This is a genomic window from Acinetobacter sp. ANC_7682 (genome assembly GCF_056779795.1).
In genome coordinates this window covers 50,380-64,392 of record NZ_JBWYIQ010000018.1, presented here as the reverse complement: position 1 = coordinate 64,392, position 14,013 = coordinate 50,380, and the positions used below count along the sequence as shown (strand labels likewise).

Below are 14,013 nucleotides of genomic sequence, written 5' to 3'. Positions count from 1 at the left end.
GGTTGTGCGGTAGATTTTGTGTGTAGGCTTCTTCATTTGAAAATTATATCGCTGAAAAACCCTTTACAGATAGGTTTGTGCAACAAAGCCAGATCATTCTATGAAGAGCATACTCATTTCTATATCTGTCTAATAAAGTATTAATAAAGATCAAATAAAACTGCTGTAATATAGTAAACCTCAGTAGGTTTTAAACATTTATCATAGAAAATAAACTCATCTGAACTTTGTGGCATCGAGGCATAGCCACTTAAATCCATATTAATAACTCCACCCACCCCGACTTCTTGCCATAATGGTGTATGCAGTCGCATATCAATCACTTTGACACGCTCATCCTGATAAGCGGCTAAACCCACTTCTGGAATTTGATGGCTATAAACAAAATCATACTCAGGATTAAGTTGATCAAGAGATACAAAAATCGCTGTCTTGCTTTCCGTATACACCACAAGCTCCGCTAACACATCCGACCATCGTGTTTCATCCAATGCGGCATCATAGATCATACCGATCAGTTTACTTTCCTGTTCTACCATATCCCCACCATAAAAATTAAATCTCTTATCTTTTCAATAAGATTATTACTTTTTGTTATTTTAGAGAATGTAGGATATTTGGTGGAAAGTCAAAAAAATGTGGAATATACAACACAACTCTAAGAGTGTTTAAAATAAAAATCCAATAAATAAAGCCACCATACTATCTAGATAATAATAAGGTGGCTGATGAGAGAGGAAGAATCTGACATAAAATGTCATTTAAAACAAAATTAAAACCATGATTTATCATTTGTAGATATTCTGGTTTAGGTGAAAATTAGTATAATTATTTTACATCACAACTAAAGCGTGTTGCCTGAACAATCAATTGCTCAGCTGGACAACTGACATTGACAGTCACATCATCCCCTACGCCGATACAGGCATTGTTCAATAACCAATCAGACCTAGAGGTATGTCGCCAATTTGACTCGGAAGGACAACGATAGCGTACTTCCTGTAACCTACAAGCATTATAGACATGTTTAGGGCGTTGTGCTTTGCCAAGTACTCCTACAATACGTGTACTTTTTCCACCGTGACAACTGATTGCCCCAACTCGTGTTCCTGCTCGAATAGCACGATTATAATTTTCCGCCTGCTGTTTTTTCTGAGCTTCTGCGGCTAATCTTAAGTCTTCCTGTTTTTTACGCTCAAGCTCTTTTTGGCGTTTTTCTTCCTCCTGTTTTTTGACTAAAGCCTGCTGTTTCTGTTCAGCCTCTTGTTTGCGCTGTTGTTCTTGTTTCTTCAAAAGCTCTTGTTCATCTTTTTTCACACCTTCTTTTGATTTATCAATACTGCTACTTTTTTGTGAAGAAAATGCATTAGACGAAGTACTCCTTGTTTGATTTACTTGCTCCATATGCTGTCGTTGTTGCTGAGCATTACTTATCGTCTTAGAGATACGAGCATTAAAACGAATACGGTCATTTTCAGCTTGTTGCATTGTACTATTCAAAGTATTTAAACCATGAAGTGTAGCATTTGCCCACATCTGTTGATTTGCTTGTCTTTCAGCCGCTGCTTCGCGTCGCTGTTGTATTTCACGTGCTTTTCTTTCACTTTCTACACGTAACTCATTTTGTCGCTCTGCATTCGTCAACGCTAAGCTGCGCTCTAGACGTTGCTTATGCCAGTCATCTACACGTTGACCAGCTTTAAATTCACAAGAACTATTGATCCATTCAGATTTACCCAATTCTGTTAAATAGAGCGTACGACAGCTTCCTTTACCATGGGGAATACCATCTTTGAGTTGCCCCCTAAACCAATACGTTGCGTATTTATAATAGCCATCTACATCTTTTTGCTTATTTTGTAAAGTAAATTGAGGAATGGGAGGCGGAGATGTATTACTTGTACATCCCACAAGTCCCATAAATATGATCATTATCATCAAATGACGAGACATTATGGAGCTCCCTGCGTTAAAACAGACATTACTTTACGGACCCGGATATTAGCTGAGGTCTGCGCATGGGTTTCATTCATACTTTTACTTGCAAAAAGATACGGTATAACGAGCCAACCATTGCTCACGATTCGATAATCCAAATAAGCAGTTGTTGATGCAATCTGCATCCCATTTTCATACATCGTGAGCTTACAGCTTTCTTCCGAAGTTTCATCATTTGCAGGGAATGTTCCTGCGGTGATTAACCATAAAAAACCTGTAAGAAATCCAGAATCCTCACTCCAACGATCTTGTTGACAAGCCACTCTTAAAAAGTATCCATGAGTAGATGGCTGATCTAAGTTTGTACGTTTGACTGAAGAAAATAATTGTGTGGCTTCCCATGCTCTAATGTCAGCATTTACATAACTGTGACTGGATAATTTTTGAAAATAGATTTCTAAAGGCTGTTCTTTAGTAATATTCAAATTAAGTGATTGCGATATTGTAGGAGCTTTCCGCTCATGAACACCTAATGTTGCTTGACAGGCTGTTAAAGCAATCCCCACCAATACAACTAAAACCCTTGAAAGATATCTCATATAACTCCCCGATCATCTAAATTTAGAAAAAATTCAATTTATCATCTGTATTTAAGATTCTACATCACCAAATGGAGATATCACTGCATTTTTTCTAATCAAATATAAATGCCAGTCAATTAAACTGACTGGCATTGGATACGGACTTTTTTAATTTAGACGAGATGTAATGCCTTACATCATGCCAATTAATAATCTAACCTTCACTAAATACAAATTACATTACAACCTATCCAATTGATTTAAATATATTTTTATTCTAACTTTCCATAACAATGTGATACATGCAATTACCAATTTTTGTGAGTAAGATTGTGAGTAAGCACTTTCTAAAATACCGTTACTCACATCACATGCTAAACGATCTTAAAATCAAAAGCTTAAAGCCACGTGAAGAATTATACCGCGTGGCTGATCACTCAGGACTCTGTATAGAAATCCGCCCGTCTGGTAGCAAATTCTGGCGTTATCGCTACCGATTTCTTACTAAAGCCAAAATGCTCACAATCGGTCAATATCCCGAAATTACTTTAGCATACGCTCGCTTGAAAACAATGGAATATCGATAACAACTCGCTAAAGGAGTAGACCCAATAAGCCACCAGAAAAAAGAACGCCTTGAAGCAATCAAAGCAAATAATGGTACATTCCTTTTAGTCGCCAACGAATTTATGAATTCTCGAAAAACTCAACAATCAAAGGAATGGGAACAACGCCGCAGCAGTTATTTTGAGAAGGATGTTTATCCTCTTATCGGTAATAAACCTATTCATGAGATCGACTCGATTGATATTAAAAATGTTCTTGATAGCACTATGGCAAGAATCAAAAAATCAGGAAGAGGTACAGGGGAAGTTAAGGGAATTTTTGTTAGGCAAATAATAGGTGAAGTCATGGAATATGCCATTATCACAAAACGTATTTCTATTGACCCTACCTACATCCTTAGAAGCTACATAAAGCAGCCAGAAGTAACTCATGCCAGACCCTTGACTGAATCTGAAAAAAGAGAACTTATGTCTAAGCTCAATACATACGGTGGCTCTACTAGTACAAGAAATGCTATCAAAGTGGCAACATATACATGGCTTAGAAGCATTGAAATACGTCGAGGCAAAAATCTACATTTTGATGTGGAGCATATTGAGGGGTAAGCACATAGACAAAAAATAAGCCCCTGTAAAAACAGGGGCTTATTTGAATATTTGGCGGAGATGGCGGAAACTGAATTCGCTTGCTACATTTAAGCTTACTGATCAGTCCACAGTCTTATACATTAACTTATCTAAATAATCAGACCATGCTTGCATCATAACCGTACGTTCTTCTAAGTATTTTGTACGGTTGTATGCTCTTCCATGCATATCACGAACCTGATGAGCAAGTTGCTGTTCAATCCGTTCGATAGGAAACTTTAATACTTCATCTAATAGAGTTCTGGCAGTCGCTCTAAAGCCATGACCTGTCGTTTCACCATTTTCAAAACCATATTGCTTTAATCGTTTGTTAATAGTTGACTCGCTAATCGTTTTAGACTGATCTCGCATCGACACAAAGCAATACTCCGTATAACCTGTTATCTGGTGCAATTCTTTGAACAAGGTCATAACTTGATCTGACAAAGGAACAATATGCTGTAATGCCGTTTGATTCTTTGTCTTTGAAGGGGTGTATTTCCAAACTCGATTTTCAAAATCAATGTCTGCCCACTTCGCTCCTCTTAATTCTCCTGGACGCACAAAAACATGAGGTAATATTTTCACGGCATAATCTATCGCGATATCACCACGGCCAACACTATTATTAATATTCCTCAATAACTGTCCTAGCTTTTGCTCATCTGTGATCGCTGATCTATGCTTGGTTTTACCAACTTTTAAGATCCCACTAATTTGATCTGCCACGTTAAATTGACACAAGCCTAAAGCAATCGCATAACGGAAGACTTGGGATGCTTTGCTTCTCATGCGCTTTGCTGAATCTGTCTTACCCTGCTTTTCGTAAATACGACAAACTTCTAAAATTTGTGATGGAGTAATACTATCTATTGGATAATCCCCAATTGCAGAATACAACTTACCCCAAACAAATTGATTCCGTCGTTGAGTACTAGGCTCTAACTCCTCTGTCTTTCTATATTCATCTGCGATTAAACCGAAAGTATTTTGGCCTAATTTAGCTTCTTCTTCATTTTTCTTCACAACCGCTGGATCTATATTTTGGGCGAGTAATTCTCGACATTCAGTTCTTTTTGCTCGTGCATTTAGCAACGATACCTCTGGGTATGTTCCAAAAGAAATGCTATTACGTTTTTTAGTGATTGGGCGAGCATAGTCCCACCTCCAATATGAGTTACCATTCTTATCAATGATAAAAAACAATCCTTTACCATCGGCTAGTTTGATTTGAACATTGGTTGATAACTTTTTATGTGCATTTACAGCTGAACGAATCTGTGTATCTGTCAGATTTACAATTATTTTTGGCATTTTTACGGTAAGCCTTTGCAATAATTTTGAAATTACCGCAAAAATTACCGCAAAAAACTTAAATAACCTAAAACATGCTCGGACTGTATCAGACAAGATAAAAACATAAGTTGTTTATTTTTAATGATTTTCGTATTTATTCGGATGAGGTAAAACAGTGAAATGGTGCGCTCAGCGGGACTCGAACCCACGCCACAGGCTTCGGAGACCTGTACTCTATCCAGTTGAGCTATGAGCGCATTTTAGGAAGTGCGCACATCATAACAAAAAAAACTCTAAGGTAAAGCAACTATATATCTTTCCAATTTTTAGTGCTCATGCTTTATACAGCGTTTCAACATCAAAACAGAGAATTCTGATTACAAAGCTTGGTTTATTTTTCAAGATCACTCACAATATCTCAACTTTTCACCATTCGAGATATTCATGACTGATGCATTGACCTTAAGGGATTTGTCGAAGACCTATCGAAATGGTTTTCAAGCATTAAAAGGAATTAATTTAGATGTTCCAGAAGGTGAATTTTATGCACTTCTAGGCCCTAATGGTGCAGGTAAATCAACCACTATTGGCATCATCAGCTCTCTTACAAAAAAAACTGCAGGAACTGTCGAAATTTTTGGTCATAACCTCGATACACATCCTTCACAAGCTAAACAATGCTTGGGTGTAGTCCCTCAAGAGTTTAACTTTGCGCAATTTGAAAAGACTTTCGATATTTTAGTCACACAAGCAGGTTATTACGGCATTCCAAAAAAAGTTGCTGAAACTCGTGCAGAGGAGTATCTGACCAAATTAGGTTTATGGGAAAAACGTTCTACTCAAGCACGTATGCTATCTGGGGGAATGAAACGCCGCCTTATGATTGCCCGAGCAATGATGCATGACCCGAAACTGTTAATTCTCGATGAACCGACTGCTGGTGTTGATATTGAACTACGTCGCTCGATGTGGGACTTCTTAACAGAAATGAATCAGAAAGGTACATCTATCATTCTCACAACACATTATTTAGAAGAAGCAGAAGTACTGTGTCGCAAAATTGCAATTATTGATCGTGGCGTTATTAAAGAAGACACCACCATGAAGAACTTCTTAAATCAATTAAATGAAGAATCTTTCATTTTTGATTTGGCTGAACCTATAGAACCGATACAACTTGACATTATTGGTGTGAAATTTAATTTGGTTGATCCAGTGACCTTAGAAATTACGCTTGATAAAGCACATAGCATGAATGATCTTTTCCAACTTCTAGAATCACAGAACATTCAAGTTCGAAGTATGCGTAATAAATCAAATCGTTTAGAAGAGTTATTCGTCAAAATGGTCGAAAAGAATCTTGATGGAGCTGCGCAATGAATTTTAACCAACTCGCTGTAGCTTTATATACGATTATCCATAAGGAAATTCGTAGATTTATGCGCATTTGGCCACAAACATTGTTACCACCAGCAATTACCATGTCACTGTATTTTGTGATTTTTGGAAATCTAGTTGGTTCAAGAATTGGGGAAATGGGTGGCTTTACCTACATGCAGTTCATAGTACCTGGTCTAATTATGATGGCTGTCATTACTAATAGTTATGCCAACGTTTCATCAAGCTTTTTTAGTTCTAAATTTCAAAAAAGTATTGAAGAACTGATCATGAGTCCTGTGCCATTACATGCCGTACTTTGGGGTTATGTGCTTGGTGGTGTTGCTCGAGGCTTATTGGTTGCTATCATTGTGACTGCGATGAGTTTATTTTTTACTGACTTATATATTACCAACTGGTTCGTCACAATTTATACCGTCCTGATTACGTCACTACTGTTTGCATTAGGTGGATTTATTAATGCGGTCTATGCAAAGTCATTTGATGATATTTCGATTATTCCCACTTTTGTTTTAACACCGTTGACCTATTTAGGTGGGGTGTTCTATGCAATTTCTGCATTAAGCCCATTTTGGCAAAATTTATCTTTAATTAACCCTGTCGTATATATGGTCAATGCATTCCGTTATGGGATCCTTGGTCATAGCGATGTAAATGTATCTATTTCTTTATTAGTAATCACAGCGTGTTGCGCCGTGCTATATGCGGTCGCTTATCACTTACTCTCCCGTGGTTCAGGAATGCGTGAATAATGAGCGTTGAACAATCTCTTTTAGGCAAAGACACCAACTATCCAACTGAATATCAACCTGAGGTGCTATTTCCAATTGCTCGCGCAGAAGCACGAGCGAAGTACGCACATGTAGATGGTATTCAACAAGGAATTGATTGGTGGCATATTTTTGAAATTTCTTGGTTGAATCTGTTAGGGATTCCTCAAGTTGCAATTGGTCGAATGCATCTTCCTGCTTCATCACCTTATCTCATCGAGTCCAAATCTCTTAAACTATATTTCAATAGTCTGAATTTTGCTAAATTTGAATCTCAAAATCAGTTTATTGAGACAGTCGAGCGTGATCTTTCTAAAGCAGCCAATGCAGAAGTCAGACTTGAATTATTCGATGTTGATCAGTTGAATATTGCCCAGCCTGAAGGAATATGCATCGACCATTATGAGCCTGAACGTCTTGAAAACCACCCTGATGCGAGCTTACTCAAACTCGATGCAGCGTCTTCCGAAGAAATCGTTGAAATTCAATTATATTCGCATTTATTAAGAAGTAACTGCCCAGTCACAGGACAGCCTGATTGGGGCACAGTTTTTTTAAGATATCGTGGCAAAAAACCTTGTTATCGTTCAATTTTAGCTTATATTATCTCCTATCGTCAGCATAATGGCTTTCACGAACAATGCGTTGAACAAATCTACGCAGATATTTGGGAAAACTTTAATCCTGAAAAGTTGATGGTATATGCGACTTATACACGCCGTGGTGGTTTAGACATTAACCCTTGTCGTGTATCGGACTTTGCATGGATGCCAAGCCCAATTCGATTGGCGCGACAATAAATTGAAGAATAGTTGAGGTTATACGATGTCATATTTTGGTTTTATTCCATCTGAATCTTTGTTAAAGAATATTCAAACTGGAATTGAGAAAAAAAATTCAAACGAACCACTTTACCCTTTGCGTGATCAAACTGCACTCGCTATTAATGATGAAATTATCGATGCAATTTTAGTTGAACTTGTACGTCGTTTCCCTGCAAGTGACAAACGAGAAACAGCTGAAAAACTTGCTGGTTATATTAAATCAACAGTATCGGTACTACTTAAACAGTTATTGGGTAAAGCACCAAATGACGTCGTGAGACAATCGATTGAATTCTCTGAAAAGAGTTTATTCAAAGATCCAGAGGGTAATTATCGTGTCGGTGCTCCATTACCCGCTGATTTAGTGACAAACTTAAAAAATAGCTTTGCAGAAGTACGTGCAGGCAATGATGTCAATCGTGCAGTTCTGTCTGAACAATACAAACAATTCGGTGAAGCTGCAGTTCGTCACTTTATGAATGATTTTAATAAGACCCTAGATTTGGGTATGATTAAACGTAAGGCGTCTGATATCGCTTCTTCAGCGGTCATCAAAGCGGTTCATATTGCGATCGATAAGCTCATTCCTAACTTTACTAAAGAAGAATTGTTAGCTACAGCTGAATATCATGACACGCTATTTATTCAAGAATAAATCAGACTAATCAAAAACCTAGCTTCTGCTAGGTTTTTTTATGTTTTAAAAATAGTTCATCAATATTGAATAAATAAAAGACATAATTCATCCATTTTTACACTTTTTATGTAGGTTTTTGTGAATCCATCACGACCTAATGTTATCTTAATAAACATTGCGATTAATCAAATGATGTTGAACTTTTAATCCTTATCAACACTTATACCTTTGCGTCTACCACCGATAATAATTGGATCTTCTGCTGTTATGTTATTTGAAAATTTTAATGTTAAATTACAAGGTATTGGTTTAGCACTCAGTGCGTTTATGATCACAAGTTTTGTTCAAGCCAATGACTTCGCTCAACATCCTCAATATCAAAATTTTAAACTAAAAACGATGCAGACCTATGGTTTGAGTGCTGAGCAAGTTGACTGGGCCATGAATGGGTCAAAAAACCTACCAAATATTATCAATATTATGAATCGACCAGGAGAAAGTAAGCCTTGGTACGAATATAAAAAGAATTTTTTAGCAGAAAGTACAATTCAACGTGGTGTGCGCTTTAAAAATCAGTATGCCGACACTTTAAATCGAGCAGAACAGCAGTTCGGTGTTCCTCAGTCCATCATTCTCGGTATTCTCGGCGTAGAGACAGGTTTTGGAGCAAATAAAGGTTCATTCATCACACGTGATGCACTAGCCACTTTAGGGTTTGGATATGAACGACGTGCACAATACTTTCAAGACGAATTAAGCGCTTTGATTGCATGGTCTTATAAGGACGGCATTCCAGCTAATTCAGTCGTTGGCTCTTATGCTGGTGCTGTGGGCTATCCTCAATTTATGCCAAGCAATATTCCGAAATTTGGTGTGGATTATGACGGTAATGGTCATATCGATCTCAGAAACTCTGCTGTAGATGCAATTGGTTCTATTGCAAATTATCTTGCTCAACATGGTTGGCAACGAGATCAACCGATTGCTTTTGCCGCACGCTACCAAGGAAATAATGCGGATGCCATCATAGCCAAAGACTTAACACAACCTACTCCATATGGTGCATTAAAAGTTCAAGGCATTAGCCCACTCAATCCTATTGTTAAAATAGATGACTTAGACATGGTCAATGTGATTCAACTACAAGAAAATTATGGACCAGCTTATTACCTTACATATCCTAATTTTCAAGTCATTACGACCTATAACCGTAGTCGAATGTATGCAACTGCACTGTGGCTTTTAGGGACTGAAATCGCGAGTAGATAAATATAAATCTACTTGTTTTCACAAAAGTCAATAAATATTTTTGTGATTAAGTTCACTATTTGCACATTTTACATATTTTGTTACACTATTGATTAATTTTTAACCATATTTTGTGATAATTTGTCGTTTTTGTAACTAAAGTGAAAATAAAGCTAGACACTTTTGTATCAGGATGAATATCATCCACTACCGTTAAATGCAGTTGCACAAGTAAATTTACAGACCATTTAGGTTAATTATCAGCAACTTAGATAATTAACTTAGGGTTCCAAGGAGTTAAACGATGCATGCTTCGCTGAAAATGTTATCAATATTAGGTATTAGTTTGGCTTTGACTCAAACTCATGCCGAGTTGGTTCAATCCTCTTATCTAAATAATGATGTTGACCAATCAAGTCTTGCTTCACGCGTGATTAGCAAAGACTCTACAAGTTTCAATTCACACTTCTCGAATTTAAACAGTTTAGCAATTACTGAAAGTTCAGGTGATAAAATTCGTCGTGAAACAATCGCAGCGAAAATTCAAGTACCTGTTGAAGAGCCTTCAGTGATTGACAAACTTAATAATGTTGCTTCAAACACTGTTCGTCGTTTTAGCCAAACAGGTGTTGCTTCTTGGTACGGTCGTCAATTTCATGGTCGTAAAACTGCAAGTGGCGAGACGTTTGATATGAATGCACTTACTGCAGCGCATCGTAGCTTACCGCTTAATTGCTATATTCGTGTAACAAATAAATCAAATGGTAAAAGCGTCGTTGTTAAAGTAAATGATCGCGGCCCATTTCACGGTAATCGTGTTGTAGATTTATCTTACGGTGCTGCGAAATCTCTTGGTATTACCAATGCTGGTACTGCGCGTGTCAGCATCGAACGTGTGGATGGTCCAAATTCTTAGGTCCTCATGATTCAGCGAAGCATTTAACGACAAGCCACTCATTGAGTGGCTTTATTATTTTTAATTTTTTTTGATGTGACCAATATACAAAAAAGAATCTTGATTTATCATCTTATGTCATACTGTCGTTTATAGAATAAATAAAATTCAAATAATCAGCGAAGGAAATAGGATGAAGACAATTACAGAATGGTTAGATGAATATAGTGATAGCCATCAAAATCCAACCAATAAAACATTACACTGGATTTGCGTACCCACGATTCTATTCTCGATCATTGGCATACTCGCTCATTTCAGCGCATTACTGACTACCCTTTTACTGGTGTTAACACTTATTTTTTATGCAAGATTAGATCTTGTACTCGCGGTTGCAATGGCAGCGTTATTATTGGTCATGTCTTGGCTTATTATTATTCTTCCATTCGGGAAAGGATTCTATATTGCTCTATTCGTTTTGGCTTGGATAGGTCAATTTTACGGGCACAAAATTGAAGGGAAAAAGCCATCTTTCTTTAAAGACCTCCAATTCCTTCTGATTGGCCCTCTATGGTGTATGGATGCTTACCTAGATAAGATACTACCCAATTGGAAATCACGCCAAATCAGCGCTTAAATTAGCAAATACAGCATGGGTTAAATTAGAATTTAATTTAGCCCGATGTTCATGCTCTAATTAAGTAATTTATGAGATAGAAAAACAGTAAAGTAAAAACTAAATTACTGATAACTTTTTGACTTATTAGCGCAAGCAGTACACAAAATATTGCTGCCCATAAATAGTGATTACTCGACATAACCCTTAATTCTGCTGCTTCATAAAACACAATCGGTACACATATTGCAGTCAACAAACATGGCGCAGAATATTTCAACATCTTTTTCAAAATTCTAGGAAGTGGCACATTTACCCTTTGCTCCAAGAATAAATATCGATTAATAAAGATCATGATCGACAACCCCAGCAAAAGCGTCCAGCTCATTTTTAATCCCCTTCTGTTGTTTGCCATTTTTCAACTATCACACTGGCAAACATTCCACATAGACCAGAAATAATTAACGCTGCATTTACTTGGTAAGCTTCTAAAATTAAAGAAAAAATTATGGTAATCACAACACCAACAAGTATTGTAAGATTTTTTATCATTGGCACTATAATTAATATAAGCAGTGCAACGACTGAGAAATCAAGATGCAAATTTGATAAATTAGGACTGAAGTGAGCAAGCACAATCCTAAATAAACTAAATATCAGCCAAAAAATATAAAAACAAAGTCCTGCTCCAAATAAATATGCGAATGATCGTTGTGATTTATTTTTTACTCCAACCGCAAATAATTCATCCGTCAGCAGAAAGCCAAATACAATACGTTTAAATAGTGGAAATTTACTAACATCATTTCGAAAATTAAGCGCGTAAATTAAATGCTGACTCGTCAGAAAAAATATCGTCAGATAGATTGTCATCAGCGAAGCCTGCCCCGAAACCAATCCTAAGCTCACTAATTGTGCAGCACCAGCAAACATAAACAATGACATTGCAAAAGCTTGTATCGCCAAAGAGCCAGCCAATACCCCCATGGCATGACTGCAATTGCCAACGGCATAATACCCAGCACACCATGTATAAAATTCTTTTTTGTATCACTCATCTTTTTCATCAATACATCTGAATCTGATTCACTTATCGATTATTATCATCTGATGAGTAATGATTGATCTTGAATAATATTGCGGCGCAAATTTAAGGAAAATTAATAGTTCAAAAGATATTGTCTAGGCGTTACACCTATTGCACTTTTAAAATGTCGATTTAAATGACTCTGATCAGAAAATCCAGTGAGTTGTGCAACCTCAGTTATTCGCACCCCCTGCTTAAGCAATTGTTTAGCTTTTTGAATTCTTCTTTGAACAAGCCAACTATGTGGAGGCAATCCCGTATGTTTTTTAAATTCACGTAATAAATGCTATGGGCTTGTATCTACATATGCAGACAACTCGTGTAGAGAATAGTCATGTTCAGGAAAACTACTCATAAGTTCTTTTATTAGTTCAACTTTTTTCTCATTTCTGGTGTGTTGATTGGACTCAATTTCGCCCGCCCATAGCAATAGATCAATCTGGCCAATGTCGTCAAATAGAGGCTTTCTTTAAGCAAAGTATCCTCGCCCTGCTCAAATAAATCGAATAAAAACTAGTTGCCTCGCCAAACCCAAATCATGAATCACTGCATCCGAGAACCATGGGACTGCATTCTTGGTTGTAAAAAAATCTCGACTCAGATCTAATATCATTTCAGGTGTTGGGTAAATTGCTCGATATTTCCAACCAGTTTCCACAGCGGATGAACCAGTATGTATTTCATCAGTATTCACCAGAATAATATCGCCTTTAGGTGCGATATGAAGCTTTCCAGAGCGGTAAAAACTTTGTGCCCCATCTTCAATGACACCAATACAATAGCCCTCATGAGCATGTTTTGAAAATTGCTTACGTTGAAATTGAGCTTTTAATAATTCCAATCCGCCCAATTCTTTGAAATGAAGATAATTAGCAGACTCTTGCATCTTTTTTCTGGATATTACGCCTATAAAATTGCATAAAAACTATCACGCCTGCATTTTAAATCTAGAATGAAATTGCTCATCTCATATATTTATTTTTATAAAAATTATTGATAACTTCGACCCTGATGCTTTAACCAACCATCAATATGCAGTTTTTTAGGATCATGGTGAGTCCAATGAATTACACCACCCTTGTCGGTATATTCATATTCACCATAGAACTCGACGATATCCCCTTTTTGAATATTCTCAACACGTGGTGCCAAGTCTATATTATGAGCTACCAAAACTGTCTGACCATGATTAAGTTTTAAAATAAATTTCTGATGTCTAGATCCTTCATTATCATCATTTAATATTGCAACAACTTCTCCAGAAGCCCTAACTTGCACATCACTCATCTTTTTTTGAAAAAGTGTCGCTATTTTTGCGGCATCATCATTATCCGCAGAGGATAGTTCTCGTTGGTTAGCATCATTATATTGAGTACTTGCATCTGTAGGATTTAGTGCGTGCTCATTACTCTGTTTTAAATCCTGTTTTAAATCGACACCGAAATATGCTGCGACCAACACTGCAATTAACGCAACAATACTCATTTTTGATTTCTGAGACATATTGATCTCTAAGTTATATTTTTATTT

Annotated in this window: 13 protein-coding genes, 1 tRNA gene and 3 pseudogenes; 8 read left to right on the top strand and 9 right to left on the bottom strand. The window is 36.9% G+C overall.

The genetic code is table 11. The features are described from left to right. Positions 1–140 precede the first annotated feature (140 nt). From AC1M9D_RS08790 to AC1M9D_RS08780, 3 genes are all read right to left on the bottom strand, one after another. Positions 141–539: a hypothetical protein gene (locus AC1M9D_RS08790; protein WP_092766036.1), complete on the bottom strand. Its 399-nt coding sequence runs from the start codon at positions 537–539 to the stop codon at positions 141–143. Positions 540–828: 289 nt separating this feature from the next. Next, positions 829–1,953 carry a hypothetical protein gene (locus AC1M9D_RS08785; protein WP_481610693.1) on the bottom strand — a complete coding sequence of 375 codons (1,125 nt, stop codon included), beginning with the start codon at positions 1,951–1,953 and terminating at the stop codon, positions 829–831. Beyond that, positions 1,953–2,537, bottom strand: a complete 585-nt coding sequence (locus AC1M9D_RS08780; RefSeq protein WP_143047385.1) for a hypothetical protein — start codon at positions 2,535–2,537, stop codon at positions 1,953–1,955. Before AC1M9D_RS08780 ends, AC1M9D_RS08785 begins: the two co-directional genes overlap by 1 nt. A gap of 353 nt (positions 2,538–2,890) precedes the next feature. Here AC1M9D_RS08780 and AC1M9D_RS08775 point away from each other — a divergent pair. Next, positions 2,891–3,676: pseudogene (locus AC1M9D_RS08775) on the top strand (tyrosine-type recombinase/integrase); the annotation flags it as partial. 117 nt (positions 3,677–3,793) lie between these two features. On the opposite strand, the gene AC1M9D_RS08770 reads toward AC1M9D_RS08775, so the two are convergent. Together AC1M9D_RS08770 and AC1M9D_RS08765 are read right to left on the bottom strand one after the other, a co-directional pair. Continuing rightward, positions 3,794–5,026 (bottom strand): tyrosine-type recombinase/integrase, encoded by a 1,233-nt coding sequence (locus AC1M9D_RS08770; protein ID WP_092766035.1) that lies wholly within the window; start codon positions 5,024–5,026, stop codon positions 3,794–3,796. 163 nt (positions 5,027–5,189) lie between these two features. Then, positions 5,190–5,265, bottom strand: a tRNA-Arg gene (locus tag AC1M9D_RS08765). Positions 5,266–5,452: 187 nt separating this feature from the next. Between AC1M9D_RS08765 and AC1M9D_RS08760 the strand changes: the two genes are divergently transcribed. From AC1M9D_RS08760 to AC1M9D_RS08730, 7 genes are all read left to right on the top strand, one after another. Beyond that, positions 5,453–6,388 (top strand): ABC transporter ATP-binding protein, encoded by a 936-nt coding sequence (locus AC1M9D_RS08760; RefSeq protein ID WP_180027530.1) that lies wholly within the window; start codon positions 5,453–5,455, stop codon positions 6,386–6,388. After that, positions 6,385–7,158, top strand: coding sequence for an ABC transporter permease (locus tag AC1M9D_RS08755; RefSeq protein WP_092766033.1), 774 nt, complete (start codon positions 6,385–6,387; stop codon positions 7,156–7,158). Before AC1M9D_RS08760 ends, AC1M9D_RS08755 begins: the two co-directional genes overlap by 4 nt. After that, positions 7,158–7,976 carry an NADPH-dependent 7-cyano-7-deazaguanine reductase QueF gene (queF, locus tag AC1M9D_RS08750; RefSeq protein ID WP_481611955.1) on the top strand — a complete coding sequence of 273 codons (819 nt, stop codon included), beginning with the start codon at positions 7,158–7,160 and terminating at the stop codon, positions 7,974–7,976. Before AC1M9D_RS08755 ends, queF begins: the two co-directional genes overlap by 1 nt. A 25-nt stretch (positions 7,977–8,001) precedes the next feature. Then, the gene (locus AC1M9D_RS08745) at positions 8,002–8,655 is read left to right on the top strand and encodes a hypothetical protein (protein WP_092766031.1); all 654 of its coding nucleotides are present in this window, start codon (positions 8,002–8,004) and stop codon (positions 8,653–8,655) included. 309 nt (positions 8,656–8,964) lie between these two features. After that, on the top strand, positions 8,965–9,906 hold the full coding sequence (gene mltB / locus AC1M9D_RS08740) for a lytic murein transglycosylase B (RefSeq protein ID WP_416224309.1): 942 nt from the start codon (positions 8,965–8,967) through the stop codon (positions 9,904–9,906). A 283-nt stretch (positions 9,907–10,189) separates the two neighbouring features. Then, the gene (locus AC1M9D_RS08735) at positions 10,190–10,801 is read left to right on the top strand and encodes a septal ring lytic transglycosylase RlpA family protein (protein WP_218947276.1); all 612 of its coding nucleotides are present in this window, start codon (positions 10,190–10,192) and stop codon (positions 10,799–10,801) included. Positions 10,802–10,973: 172 nt separating this feature from the next. Continuing rightward, complete coding sequence (locus AC1M9D_RS08730; RefSeq protein WP_481586624.1) at positions 10,974–11,417, top strand: Mpo1 family 2-hydroxy fatty acid dioxygenase; 444 nt, start codon at positions 10,974–10,976, stop codon at positions 11,415–11,417. Between the two features lie 49 nt (positions 11,418–11,466). On the opposite strand, the gene AC1M9D_RS08725 is transcribed toward AC1M9D_RS08730, so the two are convergent. The 4 genes and pseudogenes from AC1M9D_RS08725 to AC1M9D_RS08710 form a co-directional block, all read right to left on the bottom strand. Continuing rightward, complete coding sequence (locus AC1M9D_RS08725; RefSeq protein ID WP_481611954.1) at positions 11,467–11,784, bottom strand: AzlD domain-containing protein; 318 nt, start codon at positions 11,782–11,784, stop codon at positions 11,467–11,469. 2 nt (positions 11,785–11,786) lie between these two features. Next, positions 11,787–12,463 (bottom strand): annotated as a pseudogene (locus AC1M9D_RS08720) (AzlC family ABC transporter permease). A 93-nt stretch (positions 12,464–12,556) separates the two neighbouring features. Next, positions 12,557–13,369: pseudogene (locus AC1M9D_RS08715) on the bottom strand (AraC family ligand binding domain-containing protein). A gap of 104 nt (positions 13,370–13,473) precedes the next feature. Continuing rightward, on the bottom strand, positions 13,474–13,986 hold the full coding sequence (locus AC1M9D_RS08710; protein WP_481589746.1) for a DUF3465 domain-containing protein: 513 nt from the start codon (positions 13,984–13,986) through the stop codon (positions 13,474–13,476). Positions 13,987–14,013: the final 27 nt, after the last annotated feature.